Below are 16,636 nucleotides of genomic sequence, written 5' to 3' on the forward strand. Positions count from 1 at the left end.
ACAGGCATGGCCTGTCGAGGTCGGGAACTTTGGAGGATGACATGAACGATCCCAACACGTCGATATTCAAGAACCTACCGGTCCTTCCGTTAAAACGAACGGTGCTCTTCCCCGGCACGATGATGCCGCTGACCGTGGGGCGGGATCGTTCCGTGGCCGCCGTCGAAGCCGCCTTAAAGACCGAAGACAAGACCATCCTGGTGGTGGCCCAGCGCGATGCGCAGACGGATCAGCCGACGCAAGAAGACCTCTATACCATCGGCACGAAGGCCGTCATCAAGCAGACGGTCCGGGCGCCCGAAGGCCATTACAACATTTTGATTCAGGGATTGGAGCGCTTCGTCCTGTTGAAGCTGGACCAGGTCGATCCCTACCTGCAGGCGCGCGTGAAACAATTGCCGCCTCCGAGTGAACAGAGCACGGAGGTCGAGGCGCTGCACCGCGCGATTCTCGACATCATCACCGAATTGCCCAAACTCATCCAGACTCCCGGCGTCAACGAGGCGGTCACGGCCCTCGGGACGGAAGAAGACCCGGTGGTGCTGGCCTATCGAATCGCGTCCCTACTCAACCTCACGCTGGACGGCGAACAGCAACTGCTGGAAGCCCACACCCGCGCCGACCTGCTCCGCGGGCTCTACGCAGCCCTGTCGCGGGAAGTACAGATTCTGCAACTCCGCGACAAGATTGCGAGTGAGGCCAAGGAGAAACTCAGCAAGACACAGCGCGAGTATCTCTTGCGCGAGCAATTGAAGACCATTCAGCAGGAGTTGGGCGAAAGCGAAGGCGAAGAAGGCGACGTCGGGACGCTCCGGAAGAAGATTCAGGAGGCCAACCTGCCGGAGGCCGTCCGCAAGGAGACCGAGCGCGAGCTGACACGCTTGGCCAAGACGCCCAGCGGATCGCCGGAGCATCAGGTGATTCGAAACTATCTGGAATTGGTCCTTGAACTGCCGTGGAACAAAGCCTCAGAAGAACATCTGGACCTCGCGAACGTCCGGAACGTGCTGAACGAGGACCACTACGGCATCAAGGAAGTCAAGGAACGTATCGTCGAGCACCTGGCCGTCTTGAAACTGAACCCGGCCGCCAAGGCGCCGATTCTCTGCTTGGTGGGTCCTCCCGGCGTGGGCAAGACCAGCTTGGGTCAGTCCATCGCCAAGGCCATGGGCCGCACGTTCGAGCGGTTCAGCCTGGGCGGTCTGCACGATGAAGGCGAACTGCGCGGACATCGCCGGACCTATGTCGGTGCATTGCCGGGCCGAATCATCCAAGCGATGCGACGAGCCGGCGTGAACAATCCCGTGATCATGCTGGACGAAGTGGATAAGCTGGGGCGCGATTTCCGCGGCGACCCCGCCGCCGCGCTGTTGGAGATCTTGGACCCGGCGCAAAACCATACGTTCCGCGACCACTATCTGGATTTGCCGTTCGACCTCTCGAAGGTGTTCTTCATCACGACGGCGAACACCTTGGAAACCCTGTCGCAGCCGCTGCTCGACCGGATGGAAATCATCCGGCTGAACGGCTACAGCGAGCGGGAAAAGCGGGAGATCGCCCTGCGGTACCTCTGGCCGAGACGCTTGAAGGAGGCCGGTCTCAGGGCGGAGGACGTGCACCTGCCCGAGGCGGTCTTCGATCAGGTGATCGCACGGTACACGCGAGAGTCCGGGGTGCGGCAACTCGAGCAAATGTTGGGGCGGCTCACGAGGAAGGTCGCCGTCGCCATGGCAGACCGGCCTGCCGACTCCCCGGCTGAGACGATCGAGATCACCCACGCGTTGCTGGACGACTGGCTCGGACAGGAACGGTTCCAGCCGGAAGAGGCCCGCAAGGACCTGCCGGCCGGCGTGGCGACCGGCCTGGCCTGGACGCCGACGGGTGGTGACGTGCTCTATATCGAAACAAGCCTCCTGCCTGGAAGCCATGAATTGACCCTCACCGGCCAACTCGGCGACGTCATGCAGGAGTCGGCACGCGCCGCACGGAGTTATCTCTGGAGCCATGCCGAGTCCATGGGGCTCGACATCTCCCGGTTCAAGCGGAACGGCGTGCACATTCACGTGCCGTCCGGCGCCATTCCCAAAGACGGCCCCTCGGCGGGCATCACAATGGCCACGGCCTTGGCGTCGGCCTACGTCGGCAAGCCGGTGCGAAGTGACACGGCTATGACAGGCGAGATCAGCCTGACCGGGTTGGTGCTGCCGGTGGGCGGGATCAAGGAGAAGGTGCTGGCGGCCCATCGGGCCGGCATCCGGCGCATCATCCTCCCGAAGGCCAACGAAAAGGACTTGAAGGAAGTCCCGGAAGAGGTACGACAGGACCTCCAGGTCTTTCTAGTCCAGCGGCTGGACGAGGTGTTGCAGGCTGCGTTCCAAGAGGAAGCAGCGGGCCCTGTCCCGATCGCAGCGGAGGCGTCCGCGGGAGCCTCGCAAGGCTGACGGGATATGATTGGAGGACCAGATGGGCGAGAAAATTTCAATCGGCCCGATCGTGAAGATCACCAAGAGCGACAGTGACTGGAAAAAGCAGCTGACCCCGGAGCAGTATCAGGTGTTGCGTCACGAGGGCACAGAGCCGCCGTTTCGCAACGCCTTTCATGACAACAAGACGCCCGGCCTCTATCACTGCGCCGGTTGCGATTTGCCGCTCTTCTCCTCGGGACATAAATTCGACAGCGGCACGGGCTGGCCCAGCTTCTGGCAACCGCTGGCGCCCGAGGTGATCGCAACGAAGACGGACTTCAAGCTCATTCTTCCGCGAACGGAAGTCCACTGCGCCCGTTGCGATGGACACCAGGGCCACGTATTCAAGGACGGGCCGCCACCGACGGGGCTGCGGTACTGCATCAATTCCGCAGCCCTCACCTTCGTTCCCGCCTGACGTCATCCCGTCATCCGGCAGGGCGCGGGTCGCGCGGGCTCGGCTTGCTATTTCCTCGTCCGAGCCCTAGACTATTTGCCTTCATGTCGCCGTTGCCCTCCATACGCATCGCCCTATGCCTGCTCATGCCCTGGACTTCGATCTTGGGTTGTTCGCAGTCTTCCGATGTCCTCTCGGCCAAGCTCAATGCCTGTGTGATTGTGACCGAAGCCGATGTGGAGCTGGCCATCGGCACGCCCGTCACGGCCGGCAAGCAACAGAACGACCGGCAATGTCTCTACCAAGCCAAGGGCAATCCGGAAGAGTCCGTGATCGTCGATTTCAATCCGGTACTGGACAGAGACGGCAAGAGCGCCTTTCAGGACCAACGGTCGAAGGCCGACCATCACTCGGTGCCCGGGATCGGCGACGGAGCCTTCACGATCCGCTCGCCGGTCGGCGGAGTGCAACTGACCTTTCTCAAGGACGATGCGCTCGTCACGCTCTCGCTCTCCTCCGCGAAACAGGCCAATCAGCAGGCGGCCGTCACCAATCTGGCCAAAGTCGCCGCCTCCAGGTTGGGGATGCCGATACCCAAGCCGACGGCGGCATCCGAGAAATCGGCGCCGGTTGCGTTTTCATCGCAATGGGCAGGCGATTGGTACGGCTGCGTCCCGCTTGGCCTCCTCTACGGAAAAGGCCACCTGTCGCTGAGTGACCGAGGAGACTGGACCTTGGCAAGCGCCCTGGTCATGCCGGGAACCGTCACGGCAGACCACGGGCGCTGGCAAACGGAGTCCTATCAAGAGATTCTTCACGGAACCTATCAGGTGGCCGACCAAGATTCCTTCTCGACCACCGGCATTCTGAATGTGAACTGGTCCCGGCTCGGGAAGGCCCAGGCTCCTGGGCGCTTCGATCCTCTCCTCTGGCAATCCTTCGCGTCCATGCCTCCGCGCAAGGTGACCGTGAAGCGGCTACCGCCGGTCGAGCCTAAACTGGTGGGGACTTGGGAAGGGTCGGCGAAGTTCGTCGATCGACAAGAAGAGTTCGTCTGGTTGATCACCTCGGCCAACGTGTCGGAGTTTTACAAGGCCATCACCCAGACGGGCCGCATGGAGGCCGACGGCGATCGCTTCAAGTTGATCGTCCCACAGAGTAAGTCGACCCCCTTGACCGTTCGCTTTCAGGCTCAGGACAAGCTGGAATTGACCGACGGCAGCGGCGCGTCGTCCACCTGGGGGCGAAGCGAAATGCAGCTCACCCGCTGCTGACCCTCCACGGCACTCCCTCAAAAACCGTTTCCGCCATCCTCTTCAGGGCCTTGCCTTGACTGCCCATCGAGACAACCGATAGATCGGACCAACAGGAGTTAATCCTCCGCTTCTCATCTCCACACGACCCGCGCCCTCCCATCAACGACGACGTGATCTACGCTGTGGCGGTCGTTAATCGTGCAAGAACGCGCGCAGGGATTCGGTCGGCACTAATCCCACCAGGATCGACTGATCCTGCCGCTCAAGCAGCGGCACGCCGGCATGATCCGTTTCCGTCCATTGTTCCTGCCAGGTCCACAAGAGGGAATCGACCGACAGTGCTGCAGGTCCCACCACCTCGGTCGGCGCCAGCTCAGAACGTCGCGCCGCTTCCCGTAAGACCTCTTCGTCAGACAGATCCTTCCCCTCCAACCAGAACGACCGATACAACGCTCGTGCGAAGACGAGGCCGCGGGAACGATCTTGCTGAACTGCCCGCGCGGCTGCGGCAATCGCTCGCTTCGTGTTCGGCTTCCCCGACGGAACCCGAATCGGCACCTCCGGCGCCAATCGGCGGATCAGTTCGACTTCCTGCCTCAATTCAGCGGCAAGGGGTCCGCCCCAGGTCGCCATCGGAAGCGAAAGATGCGGCGCATGTTGCACCCCCTGCCACAGCACCCGGTCCAGAAGCCCGAGCCCATGGAGTCGTTCATGGAGGGCGTAACAGAAGGGACAGTTGAAGTCGCTGTAGAGTCGAACCTCGTTCATCGCGCGATCCGGTGCTACGGGACGATGGCGATGATCCGCACCGGCGCGCCGGTTCCGCCGGCGATCTTCATGGGCAAGGCCACGACCGTCGCTCCGACGGGCGGAAGTTCATCAAGGCGGGCCACGTTTTCCAACCCGTACACCCCAGCGGCACTCAGAATTCGGTGGACCACAAAATCTTGCGAGGGCCCATGGTCCATGCTGGGGGTATCGATGCCCACACCGCTGACCCGCTTGGCCACCAGCCACTCCGCCGCCTCTTGCGAGATCCCAGGGAAATGCAACGTCGTAAGGTGATCCGGCGTCGCGCTCCCGAAATACCTCGTCCGGTCCTTCCAATAGGTTCCCCAGCCGGTGAGCATCAGGACGATGGCGCCATTCGGCAAGGGGCCATGATGAGCCTCCCAACGTTGAAGGTCTGCTGTCGAGACTCGATAATCCCGGTCGAGTGCGGTGGCCTCACGGACGTCGATCACGGCGGCAAGCCCCATGAGTTGTTCCACGGGTATGCGGTCGATCTCCACCTGCCCTTGTGCAAAATGGATCGGCGCATCCATGTGGGTGCCCGCATGTTCCGACAATGCCACCTGTCCGGTCGCGTACCAGGCCTCCGTCTCGGTTCCGCCCTTGGTCATGCCGCTGCGATGGAACGGTGGATTGGTCGGCCAGACCTGTGTCGTCTCATCGAATGCGTAGGTCAAATCCACCAGGCGTTGGCCTGCGCTCGCCTCGCACCATGCTCCGAGCCCGGGAAGACAGAACAGAAAGACACCTGCGGCCAGAACGGCCTGCCGAACTGCGGAGTTCACGGGATCATCGGTCATGCTGCGCTCCTTCATCTCTACGACCGGTCGGCCATCGGCCCGGCAACAGGCGACTGGACTCCGACAGGTCGGAGGGCTACGCTACCCTCTCTCATCTTGAACTGCAACTGTGGAGATCAGGTCATGGCAAGCCTCCCAGGGCGAGTGGATGGTCACAACTTTTCAGGCCGTCGGTTCCTGGCCGAATACCACATCGTTGGCACCCGCGCCACGGCAGAGGAGCGGGCGAAACTGCTCTGTGTCGAGCAGACCGTCGAGGCGGCTGAACACGTCATTCCGCCCGGTCCGATCCGAGACCACGTGCTAGGCCGTGTGGAAGAGACAGAATCGCTGGACCAGGATCACCACCGATTCAAGATCAGCTTTGCCGCGGAGTTGCTGGATGGCTCCATGGGCACGTTGCTGCATGTGGTCTTCGGGATGGCCGCCTTAAGCAGCGGCGTGCGCCTCACGGATCTCATCCTTCCCGACGCCCTCGCTGATCACGGGACCTGCCCACATTTCGGTTCATCCGGCCTGCGGGATCTCCTCGCTGTTCCGACGCGCCCGCTGACCTGCGCCGTGCTCAAACCTCTCGGGCTCTCCCCGAAGGAACTGGCCGCCTTGGCCAGGGAGTTCGCGCTCGGCGGAGTAGACATGGTCAAGGACGACCAAGGCCTAGGCGACCATCCCTTCTGCCGATTCGAGGAACGGGTTGCTCGTTGCGTCGAGTCCATCGCCGATGCCGTGCGCGTGACGGGGAAACGTTGCCTCTACGCGCCGCACATCTCCGGCCCATGGCCCGCCCTGTTGCAACGTGCTACTGCCGCACAGCAAGCGGGTGCGGGCGCCCTGCTGATTTGCCCGGGGCTGATCGGGTTCGACGCGATCGCGTTGCTGGCGCGCCATCAACCCCTGTCACTGCCCCTGTTGTCGCATCCCGACTTTCTCGGCCATTTCGTCCACCCGGACAGCGGGATTGCGCCCTCCGTCCTGTTCGGCCTGTTGCCTCGACTGGCCGGCGCCGACCTGTCCATCTACCCCACGTTCGGCCTGCAGTACCCCGTCTCACAGGACGACTGCCGGAACATCGCGGAGGCCTGCCGCCGCCCGCTCGGAGCACGCCTGCCGATCTTTCCCACCGCCGCAGGCAGGATGGAAGCCTCCCGTATCGCCGAAATGATGCGGGTCTACGGCCGTGATCTGGTCTTCATCCTGGGAAGCGACCTTCGCAGAGACCCTGCTCGCATCAGCCACGCCTGTCGGACATTCATTCGTCTCACAACCGCCGAGTTCCCATAGGATTCGCTCAAGTTCATTCTCGCCCGGTCCGATAAAGCAGAGGGCCGTCCTACGTAGTGGTCTCGGGATTCACGCTCCAGAGAAAGTGAGAAGGCCTTGTCCGAGAAGCGAGACAACAACAGCACGCATGCGGTCGCCCCGGAAGCCGTCGTCCTGCAGCCGTCCAAGCTCCGGGTGGGCATGTATGTCGACTTGAACTGTGCCTGGTTCAAGCATCCCTTCCCCCGGCGCTCGTTCAAAATCAGCACGGCGCATCAAATCGCCACCATCCAAGGCATCGGCTTGGCGACGGTCCTGGTCTATCCCAGCCTGTCTACCCGGGAGGCGTTGGAGGAAGAAAAAGAGCAGGAGGCGAGTCGATCGGAGGCGTCGGCGGATCCTCTCGGCCAGCAACCGCCCGCCGCCCCCGCAACAGCTCAGCAGGACTATCAAGAAGCCGTCGAACTGACATCCGAGGCCTATCGGAGTGTGCTGGATCGCAGCGCTCAGGTCATGAGCGACCTCTGCAGCGGCTCTCCGGAAGGGTTGGCCAAGGCCGAGGGCATGATCAAGGGTCTCAGCGGCCTGATGACCCATGGCGATGCGACCGGCGCCGTGGCCAGCGGCTTCGACCCCGTCGAGGTCGACAATGTGAACGTCCTGAATGCACTGAACATCGCAACCCTGTCGATGCTGGTAGCGAGGCAATTCGAACTCGATGAGGAACAGGTGCGGCTGATCGGCATGGCAGGGTTGCTGCTCGATATCGGCGAACAGCGTGTCCCCCAGCACATCCTGCAGACCCGGTCGCGCCGCGCGCAGGTGGAACAGGTGAAGTATCAGCACCATCCCTATTATTCGGTGGACATGCTCCGCAAGTATCCGGGGATTCCCGAAGCCGTGTTGGACATGGTCCGCAGCCACCACGAGCGGCTGGACGGATCCGGGTACCCCGAGAAACTCAAGGGCGACCAACTGTCCCTCCCCCTTCGCATCATCACCGCCGTCGAGCAGTACAACTCCCTCATCAACAGTCTCGACCCGCAGGATGCCCTCTCACCCGCCGAAGCCTTGGCCACCATGTACAAGATCCAGAAACACCTGTTCGCATCCGACGTCGTCATCGCCATGATCCACGCGTTAGGCGTCTATCCGCCGGGAACAGTCGTCAATCTGTCGGACGAGTCCCTGGCCCTAGTGCTCAACATCAACTTCGAGCATCGGCTCAAACCCCTCGTGCTGGTCTACGACCAGGTCGCATCGAGCCGGCAACCGGCCACGCTGGATCTCTCCTTGGACGCACAACTCTCCATCGTTCGGGCTGTCCCGAAGGCGGAACTTCCCGCCGAGGTGGCCGACTACTTCCATGTGAAACGTTGGACGGGCTACTTCGTTCAGGCCGCCCTCCATCCCGCCGATGAACAGGCCGCGGCCTAACGCCAGACGACTGGCGGCGGTACGTTCCGGTATGGTATGTCCCTCGCATGCCCCTGCCGCGCGTCCTGTTTCTCATTCCACCCTTGACGCAGCTCAATACGCCCTACCCTTCTACCGCCTACCTGACCGGCTTCTTACGCTCGCGGGGCTATGAGGCGACGCAAGCCGATCTCGGCCTCGACATGGTCCTTCGCCTCTTCAGCCCTGCAGGCTTGAGCGAGGCATTCAGACGCATCAAGCAGGCGGGGGAGACTTGGCCGGGAGAGGTTCGCCAAATGTTGGCGCTGGAGGGGGCCTATCTCACAACGATCGAACCGGTGATCGCTTTTCTCCAAGGCCGCGATCCCATGTTGGCGCCGCATCTCGGCCGGCCGGGTTTTCTACCGGAAGGGCCTCGCTTCTCGATGGACCAGCGTCCGGGACATGACCCCTTTGCCGCCTCTCCCTCCGACCAGGCCCTCCATCGAGCGACGTTGTATCTTGAGGACCTGACCGATCTGCTGCACGGCACGGTGGCCCCCCACCTCGCACTGAACCGCTACGCCGAACAGATCATGCAGGCCACCTCGTCGTTCGATGGTCTCGAGCAGGCGTTGGCCCGGCCGCTCTCCTTGACGGACGAATTGCTGCTCCAAGGCCTCTGGGCCACCGTCGACCGCACCAAACCGGACGTAGTCGGATTGACCGTCCCTTTCCCCGGCAATCTCTTCGGCGCCTTGCGCATCGCGCAGACCCTCAAACGCAGACGGCCCGACCTCGCCGTCCTGCTGGGCGGGGGCTACGTCAACACGGAATTGCGGCGGCTCGAAGACCCCAGGCTCTTCGATTATGTCGACTACGTCACGCTGGACGACGGCGAGCGGCCGCTCCTCTCCATCTTGGACCATGTGACAGGCACAAGACCGGAAACGAAATTGCACCGGACCTTCGTCCGCGTGAAGGGCAAAGTTGTCTTTCGAGACGGAGGCACCGAACCGGATGTGCCGATGCAGGAACTCGGCACGCCGACCTACCAAGGCCTACCGCTGTACGACTACCTATCCATTCTGGACAGCTTGAACCCCATGCACCGCCTCTGGTCGGAGGGGCATTGGAACAAGTTGACGATCGCCCACGGTTGTTATTGGAAACAATGCACGTTTTGCGATGTCGGCCTGAATTACATCGCACGGTACGAACAGACTCCGACCGAGGCGCTGGTCGAACGCATCCAGGCCCTCATCCATGAAACCGGACAACGGGGCTTCCACTTCGTCGACGAGGCCGCGCCGCCGGCTGCGCTTAAGGCATTAGCGCTCCGCCTGCTGGAAGAGGGCATCACGATTTCCTGGTGGGGCAACATTCGTTTTGAGGAGGCCTTCACCCCGGACCTGGCCCGGCTGCTTGCGGCCTCCGGCTGTATCGCCCTGACGGCCGGCTTGGAGGCGGCGTCGGATCGAATCCTGGAGCGTATGAAGAAGGGCATTACCGTGGATCAGACAGCCCGCGTGGCGGAGGCGTTTCACCGCGCGGACATCCTGGTTCACGCCTATTTGATGTATGGTTGCCCAGGGGAAACCATTGCCGACACGGTGGATTCGTTGGAGCGGGTGCGGCAGCTCTTTGCTCAGGGATTGCTGCAGTCGGGGTTCTGGCACAAGTTCACGGCCACCGCCCACAGCCCGATCGGGCTCAACCCCGCCGCCGAGGGCCTGAGGATTCTTGGTCCGACCTTTCAAGGGTTTGCCGAAAACGACTTGCGCCATGCCGACGCAGGGGCGACCTGCCCGACGTGGCTGGGAGAAGGGTTGCGGGCGGCGCTGCTGAATTACATCGAGCAGGCTGGACTGGACATGCCGGTCCAACGTTGGTTCGCACAGCCGGTCAAACCACCCAGGGTGCCGCGCAACTGGCTGCAGCAGGCCCTGGCCGACGCGCCTTCCTTATCCCTCACGGCTGAGCGGCGTTCGGTCTGGATCGGGGCCCCGGCGCAGCCGACCCGCGCAGGCAACAAAACCAGGGTGATCTTACCAACCCGCAGCGAAGACTATGCGGTCAGCCTCTCCCCGGCACAGGCTGAATGGTTACTTGACCTGCTCCAGCACTCGACGCCACACCCCCACCGGAAGGGCGAAGACTATCCCCGTCTCGCAGCCCTGCGCGAAACCTTCCCCGGCAACGACTCCACCGGATTCGACCGATTCAGCACGACCCGCGCCTGGAAGACGATTCGTAAGGCCGGTCTACTCCTCGTTTGACCTCGAACCCTGTCGCTTCCGTACGCACGAGGAGAGGCTCCACACACACAAAGGGAGCCGGCCACGAGGCCGACTCCCCTGGTTATCGTCCTTCCCGCTTCGAGCCGAGTTACTTATTGGGTTGCGGGGTCAGGCGCAGATAGGGCTTCACGGTCTTGAAGCCCTTGGGAAAGAGCGTCTTGGCTTCGTCGTCGTTGACCGCCGGGGTGATGATGCAGTCCTGCCCGTCCTTCCAATTGACCGGGGTCGCCACCTTGTACTTCGCGGTCAGTTGCAGCGAGTCCACCACCCGCAGCAGTTCATCGAAATTCCTGCCGCAAGATGCCGGATAGGTCAGCATGAGCTTGACCTTCTTATCCGGGCCGATCACGAAGACCGAGCGAACCGTCATATTGTCCAGCGAATTGGGATGGATCATGTCATAGAGCGTGGCCACCTTCTTCTCGGGATCGGCAATAATCGGGTAACTCACTGTGCAATTCTGCGTCTCGTTGATGTCCTTGGTCCACCCGCGATGGGAGTCGAGCGGGTCCACGCTGATGGCCAGGATCTTCACGCCGCGTTTGTCGAACTCACCCTTGACCCGCGCCATGTATCCCAGTTCGGTCGTGCAGACCGGGGTGTAGTCCTTAGGATGCGAAAAGAGGATCCCCCACGAATTACCCAACCAGTCATGGAAATTGATCGTGCCTTCGGTCGTCTCTGCCGTAAAGTTCGGAGCATCATCGCCAAGTCGTAGTCCCATGATTCCCTCCTCCGCTCAGGATTGTGTAGTGCATAGAATTCTCAATGATAAAAAAGAAGCGCCTCAGACTACCGTGTCTCTGGATGGTGGCGCAAGGGGGCGTCGGACGGGGGACGAGAGAACGGCTCAAGTTTCCGCTTCCATTCCCGATAAGAGAGACAGAAAGGTGAGGCCGATGGACAACAGCAAGCAGCCGCCGCCCGGACTTCGCATTCCCAATGACCCGATGTACCGCCTCCTCCGCGAAGGCTGCATCAAGGAGTTCAACGTCAAACGGGCGGCAGGCGAACCGGTCAACTTGACCGGCTGCGACCTACGCGGACTCGATCTGCGCGGCCTTGACGCCAACGGGCTGGATTTCAGCGACGTCTATTTCCGGCAAGCCGATCTCCGAGGCATCGACTTCCGCAAAGCCCGCCTGGAAGGCGCAAGCATCAACGCGGCCAAGATTTCCGGCGCTTATTTCCCTGCGGAACTGCATCCCGGCGAAATCGAGTTGTCGTTGCTGCACGGCACCCGTCTGCGATACCGCACCAGGCCCTGAGATCCGCCCGGTCAGCTGCCGGTGAGATTCAGATGGCTGCGTGTGGAAGCGCCGCCGTCGCCGCCCACCTCCACATCCACGAGAAAGACCCGGTCCTCCGTCAATTTTCCCTCGGTCAGCACATACTCGCGAATCGCCTTCGCGCGAGCCTGAGCCAACGCACGCAGGTCGCCCTCGTCGACCCCCATGGCGGGCCATAACTCCTGCCGGAGCTCGTCGACGGTGAGGACCCGCTCGAACACCTTACCCTCCGGCGCCTGCTCACGTTTCGTCGGCGGCTTTCCCAGCCGTTCGGCATAGAGATCGCTCAACAGTTCGAACTCTCGCTCGGGCGACGGCGTGGACTGCACGTTCTTGGTGCCGCCCTGGGTGAAGCGCCGCTGCACTTCCGTCTGAATTGTTTTGAGCGCCAAGGCTTCCCGATCCTGAGAGGAGTCGACGGCTCCCACGACCTCCACCCGAAGCGCCGGTCGCTCCGCGAGCGCCTTCGCAACGGCATCGAGTTTCTGCCGCTCCGACGCAGCCAGGTCCTCCGCGCCGGCGGCAAACTGAATGAATTGCAGGTCTTCACCACCACCCCCGACCAATCCTCCCAAGGCGGTAAACGGCGAGGTCGCCACCTTCGTGATCAGATTCGTCAAGGCATTGAGCACCACCCGCCCATAGCGAAAATCCGGCTCGCTCAAATCTCCGCGCACCGGCAGGTCGATGTCGATCCGTCCACGACGATCCTTCAATAGGGCCACCGCCAACCGCACGGGCAAATTCGTCGCGTCCGGGCTCTCCACCGGGTCGCCGAACGTGAATTGATCGATCAGGACCTTGTTCTCCCCGACCAGTTGTTGTTTCGACACATGATACTTCAGGTCCAGCGACAGCTTTCCCTTCGTGATGGGATAGCCGACATACTTGCCGGCATAGGGAGAGACCGTGGTCAAGTCCACCGCCTGAAAGAGAAAGGTGAGGTCCGTGAAGGCATCTCCGCTCAAAGGATTGATACGGCCTTGGACCTTGAGCGGGGCAATGTTGTCCACCTTCCCTGCCAGCGCCACCTCCGCCCTAGCGAGCTGTTTCGACGACAGGCCCTTGATCGTGCCGCTGAAATCTTGAATCCCGGTCATGACAGCGGGCTCGATCGATTCATCCACGAAGGTGGCGGACAACTTGGACAGGGTCACGACATCGACCTCGATCGGCGTGGGCGCGGCGCTTTGCTTCGCGGTCGGCGTAGGCTTCGCCGCCGGCTCGGCCGTTGCCGCGTCGGGTTTATCTGTCTTCATAACGTGCGATAGGTTCGAGCTGCCGTCTTTGGTCATCACGAATTGCAGCGACGGATCACGCCAGGCGATTTCACCGATCTTCACCTTGGTCGGCTCGACCTCCAGCGTCACGTTGTTCACCGCCAGCGCCGTCCATCCGAGCAACTCCGTCTGTGACAGTGGATCGGCCACGTGCAGATTGTTCACCCCTAGTTTGCCGACATAGCGCAGAAGGGGTTCCGCCTCGTGCCTGCTGCGGTACCGCACCTCTCCCTTGGACTCCACCTCCCCATCCCTCACCTCAATGTTCGCGACGCGAACCAGGTAGGGCTGAAACGGCGGAATGCCGAGATGGGCCATGGTCACGGTGAGGTCCGCACGCAGGGGATCCATCCCCACGGTCCCGCTGCTCTCGATGGTCCCCTTATCGTTGAGCCGCAATTTCGCCTCGACCGGCATCGTGCCTCGGAAGGGCACGTGCACATCGCGGATCGACAGCTGCAGGTCGTCGATCTGCAATTCCGCCGTGGTCGGCAGGCTCCGGTCTTCAAATCCGATCGCCATCTTGGCCACCTCGACCTGCCCCACGTCCACGGTCCAGGGCGCAGCCTGTTCCACAGGCTTAGGCTCGCGGGGCGGCTCCTCGGCAATCGGAGTGAACAACGGTTTGAAATTCACCACCCCATCCTGACCCAACCAGGCACGGATGTCGGCGCCCTCCAGGCGGACGGCCTCCAGCGCGACCTGGCGTTTAGGAAGATCCACCTCGATGCCGTCCAGGGTAAACGAGGGCACGGTCACGACCGGAGCCGCCTCACCGACCGGCGCCAACCGAAAATCCGCCAGCGTCACCTTGCCTCCATGCAATTGCAGATTCACCGGGGCGGCGGACAGATCCAGATGGTACCGTGCGTCGACCGAAAGCACTCCGTGCTGAACCGTGAATCGAAAGCGGTCGCGGACACTCGGCCAAAAGGTGGTGAGATCGAGATTGCCGAGCGACAGCTGCCCGGTCGACTCCAACGGATCGAGGTAAACGGTCCCTTCCCAAGCCAACGTTTCGCCCGCGCCGAATTCGGCGGAAAAGGCATAGGCATTTTCATTGCCGCGCTTCGTCGCGAAGTTGCGAACCGTGACTTCGATCGGGACCACGTCGATGGTCGCCGGCTTCGACTTGGAATCATCACGGAATTCCAACACGCCCTGCCTGATGCTCAGGAGTCGGATTTCCACGGGCGGAATCGGCTTCTGCTCCACATCCCGAACCGGCTGCGCCGCCGCGGGAGTCGGCTGCTCCGGCGGTGGAACCAGACCAAGGAGGTTGAGTTGTCCGTCCGTCTGGACATGCGCCAACCCGAACGGAAGGGTGAGCAGGATTTCGTCGAAGAGGTAGGCAGAACGAACGAGCGAGGTCACTTCGAAATTTACGTACAACTCTTGGAACCCCAGCATGGGGGTCCCATCCGGCTCTTGAATCTCAAACTCCGACAGCGTCAGCGAGCAGGCAAAGGGATTGATCCGGATATCGCTGAGCAGGACCGGATGGCGCAGGCGCTCGGAGAGGGCGGGGATCCCGTAGGTTTTGATCGCGTAGGGGGCAAGGAGGAATCCGACCAGCGCGTAGAGGAGAACGGCCGAGCCCAGGACGAACAGGATCGTACGATACCGAGCGAACAAGGCCATAACCAACGTCAGAACGGTGATGGTGCGCCCGGCTGGAATCGAACCAGCGACCCTCAGCTTAGAAGACCCACAGGATAGCACTGCGATTAAAAAGGACTGAGTGGCACTGATAGCCTATAACCCAGCACAGATAAAGGAAAAATAAGTTCTTTCATTGTTACGAAGTGAGATTATGTAACATTGGCAACTGGGACCAAAATTGGGAGTGAACCGGGAGTGAACCGGGAGTGAAACCGGGAGTGGATTGGATCGTTCAATCGAGCGCACAAAATCACTTTTGTGAATCGCCCACCATTGCCATCACAACTGGTTGTAGAGTCCGTCTAGAGATCAACGAGCTCGGTCAACTAGCCAGCCATTGCTGGGCCAATAATTATGAACATTGCCGCCAATACATAAAGAACTGTCTCGCTGGTACCAAAAACGCATCCAACCGACCGATGTGAAGATATGATTGAAATCAAGTGAAAACTATAACCGCTGGCATTCAGTCAAATCGAAACAAGAAAAGCCGGTTTTTAGCTTGTTTGATTCAATCGACTCAGCAATCTACAACTCTGGCTAATAACGAGGTCCGATTCGAGAGACATGCGATACGATTTGCGATCGAGGTGGATGAACCGTCTATATCGTTGATGAAAGTCTGATCGTAAAATTCTGTTAATTTTCCGTGCAGCTTTGATCAGTTTCTCTTCCCGCCGTGCCATCAGCTTCCTCCATCTAAGGCGAGTTCCCGTGGCCTGCGTGGACTGTGGCGTCAAATGCTCTATATCCTCGTTATGCTACGCATGATAGGGTACTCACTCATCAGGTGTGATATCCAAATAAAAGTCAGGCATATATCGATCCCATATAAAAACATATGTCCTCAAGAAAAGAAAGAAGCACAACAGACCGGCTCAGACGCAAGCACCCAACCAGCCGACTGCGGTCTGTAGAGAAGTCGGGTCCGGGTCCGGGTCCGGGTCCGGGTCCGGGTCCGGGTCCGGGTCCGACTCATCTCATCCTCATCGGCGCTTCCGCTGGAGGCCACTCCGCTGTAAAAGACGTCATTCGCGAACTATCGGACGATCTACCGGCCACGATTATCATTATTCGGCACATACCGACGGTGCCACCGTCAACCTACAAGACCGTGCCTATCGAAGACTGGTTGCGCGACGTGACGCACGCGCGAATCCGCCTCATAAGGAAAGGGGAGCATATCGACAGTGGCGTAATTTATCTCACGCCACCGGGAATGTCTGTGACCATTAATCGCCAGAGATTCCAGCTCGCGCCCTATCCGGAAACACCATCTCGATCCGTGGTAATTGACGACCTCTTCACGTCTGCCGCGCGAGAATATGGAAACCGCGTCATCGGCGTGATTTTAACCGGAATGCTCTATGACGGCACTGTGGGGCTGCGAGCCATCCATGAGGCTGGGGGTTTGACGGTCGTCCAGAATCCGTCCGACGCGGCATATCCCAGCATGCCCAGCAGTGCCATGAAGGACCTCCCCGTCACTTTTTGCCTGAATCTTGCCGAAATTGGTCTCGCATTAGACCTCCTAGTGCGCCGAACTGGCGGACTCGAAACAGGGCTTGTCGTCACGGTGCGAATGTTGAAACAACGAGTGGCCTTGCTGGGGCGCCTCATACAGCAGTCCAAACGGAACCAACAGACGCTGCAATACCTCTCCGAGGAAATGCAGTTGCTAGAGCAGGAGCTGGCAGATATTCAGACACTCCTCCATCAACTAACAGATCATTAAACAGG

General features: G+C 60.9%; 12 protein-coding genes. 8 read left to right on the forward strand and 4 right to left on the reverse strand.

What is annotated here, in order from left to right; genetic code table 11:
- Positions 1-41: 41 nt before the first annotated feature.
- From lon to HRU82_02370, 3 genes are all read left to right on the forward strand, one after another.
- Positions 42-2,441 (forward strand): endopeptidase La, encoded by a 2,400-nt coding sequence (gene lon / locus HRU82_02360; GenBank protein ID QOJ33860.1) that lies wholly within the window; start codon positions 42-44, stop codon positions 2,439-2,441.
- Positions 2,442-2,463: 22 nt separating this feature from the next.
- A complete protein-coding gene (gene msrB, locus HRU82_02365; protein ID QOJ33861.1) occupies positions 2,464-2,883 on the forward strand; it encodes a peptide-methionine (R)-S-oxide reductase MsrB in 420 nt (139 codons plus the stop codon).
- A 194-nt stretch (positions 2,884-3,077) separates the two neighbouring features.
- A complete protein-coding gene (locus tag HRU82_02370; GenBank protein ID QOJ33862.1) occupies positions 3,078-4,136 on the forward strand; it encodes a hypothetical protein in 1,059 nt (352 codons plus the stop codon).
- Positions 4,137-4,310: 174 nt separating this feature from the next.
- Here the strand turns inward: HRU82_02370 and HRU82_02375 are convergent, their stop codons facing one another.
- Positions 4,311-4,886 (reverse strand): DsbA family protein, encoded by a 576-nt coding sequence (locus HRU82_02375; GenBank protein ID QOJ33863.1) that lies wholly within the window; start codon positions 4,884-4,886, stop codon positions 4,311-4,313.
- A gap of 14 nt (positions 4,887-4,900) precedes the next feature.
- Positions 4,901-5,710 carry a cyclase family protein gene (locus HRU82_02380; GenBank protein ID QOJ33864.1) on the reverse strand — a complete coding sequence of 270 codons (810 nt, stop codon included), beginning with the start codon at positions 5,708-5,710 and terminating at the stop codon, positions 4,901-4,903.
- Positions 5,711-5,833: 123 nt separating this feature from the next.
- Between HRU82_02380 and HRU82_02385 the strand changes: the two genes are divergently transcribed.
- The 3 genes from HRU82_02385 to HRU82_02395 all read left to right on the forward strand — a co-directional run bounded on the left by HRU82_02385 (position 5,834) and on the right by HRU82_02395 (position 10,644).
- The gene (locus HRU82_02385; GenBank protein ID QOJ33865.1) at positions 5,834-6,991 is read left to right on the forward strand and encodes a ribulose 1,5-bisphosphate carboxylase large subunit; all 1,158 of its coding nucleotides are present in this window, start codon (positions 5,834-5,836) and stop codon (positions 6,989-6,991) included.
- A 96-nt stretch (positions 6,992-7,087) separates the two neighbouring features.
- Positions 7,088-8,407, forward strand: a complete 1,320-nt coding sequence (locus HRU82_02390; protein QOJ33866.1) for a DUF3391 domain-containing protein — start codon at positions 7,088-7,090, stop codon at positions 8,405-8,407.
- A 47-nt stretch (positions 8,408-8,454) separates the two neighbouring features.
- Positions 8,455-10,644, forward strand: coding sequence for a B12-binding domain-containing radical SAM protein (locus HRU82_02395; GenBank protein QOJ33867.1), 2,190 nt, complete (start codon positions 8,455-8,457; stop codon positions 10,642-10,644).
- Positions 10,645-10,753: 109 nt separating this feature from the next.
- Here HRU82_02395 and HRU82_02400 read toward each other — a convergent pair whose 3' ends face one another.
- Entirely contained in the window at positions 10,754-11,389 is a 636-nt protein-coding gene (locus HRU82_02400; GenBank protein QOJ33868.1) for a peroxiredoxin, read from the reverse strand.
- Positions 11,390-11,564: 175 nt separating this feature from the next.
- Here HRU82_02400 and HRU82_02405 point away from each other — a divergent pair, with 175 nt between their 5' ends.
- Positions 11,565-11,933 carry a pentapeptide repeat-containing protein gene (locus HRU82_02405; protein QOJ33869.1) on the forward strand — a complete coding sequence of 123 codons (369 nt, stop codon included), beginning with the start codon at positions 11,565-11,567 and terminating at the stop codon, positions 11,931-11,933.
- Positions 11,934-11,944: 11 nt separating this feature from the next.
- Here HRU82_02405 and HRU82_02410 read toward each other — a convergent pair whose 3' ends face one another.
- A complete protein-coding gene (locus HRU82_02410) occupies positions 11,945-14,875 on the reverse strand; it encodes a DUF748 domain-containing protein (protein QOJ33870.1) in 2,931 nt (976 codons plus the stop codon).
- An 862-nt stretch (positions 14,876-15,737) separates the two neighbouring features.
- Between HRU82_02410 and HRU82_02415 the strand changes: the two genes are divergently transcribed.
- The gene (locus HRU82_02415; GenBank protein ID QOJ33871.1) at positions 15,738-16,631 is read left to right on the forward strand and encodes a chemotaxis protein CheB; all 894 of its coding nucleotides are present in this window, start codon (positions 15,738-15,740) and stop codon (positions 16,629-16,631) included.
- Positions 16,632-16,636: the final 5 nt, after the last annotated feature.

It is taken from the genome of Nitrospira sp. (assembly GCA_015709715.1).
Lineage (GTDB): Bacteria > Nitrospirota > Nitrospiria > Nitrospirales > Nitrospiraceae > Nitrospira_A.

Bases quoted from the DNA above. Each gene is read 5' to 3' on its own strand.
- HRU82_02395 (QOJ33867.1), top strand. From the start codon at position 8,455: ATGCCCCTGCCGCGCGTCCTGTTTCTCATTCCACCCTTGACGCAGCTC.
- HRU82_02400 (QOJ33868.1), bottom strand. From the start codon at position 11,389: ATGGGACTACGACTTGGCGATGATGCTCCGAACTTTACGGCAGAGACG.
- lon (QOJ33860.1), top strand. From the start codon at position 42: ATGAACGATCCCAACACGTCGATATTCAAGAACCTACCGGTCCTTCCG.
- HRU82_02385 (QOJ33865.1), top strand. From the start codon at position 5,834: ATGGCAAGCCTCCCAGGGCGAGTGGATGGTCACAACTTTTCAGGCCGT.
- msrB (QOJ33861.1), top strand. From the start codon at position 2,464: ATGGGCGAGAAAATTTCAATCGGCCCGATCGTGAAGATCACCAAGAGC.
- HRU82_02405 (QOJ33869.1), top strand. From the start codon at position 11,565: ATGGACAACAGCAAGCAGCCGCCGCCCGGACTTCGCATTCCCAATGAC.
- HRU82_02380 (QOJ33864.1), bottom strand. From the start codon at position 5,710: ATGACCGATGATCCCGTGAACTCCGCAGTTCGGCAGGCCGTTCTGGCC.
- HRU82_02415 (QOJ33871.1), top strand. From the start codon at position 15,738: ATGTCCTCAAGAAAAGAAAGAAGCACAACAGACCGGCTCAGACGCAAG.
- HRU82_02375 (QOJ33863.1), bottom strand. From the start codon at position 4,886: ATGAACGAGGTTCGACTCTACAGCGACTTCAACTGTCCCTTCTGTTAC.
- HRU82_02410 (QOJ33870.1), bottom strand. From the start codon at position 14,875: ATGGCCTTGTTCGCTCGGTATCGTACGATCCTGTTCGTCCTGGGCTCG.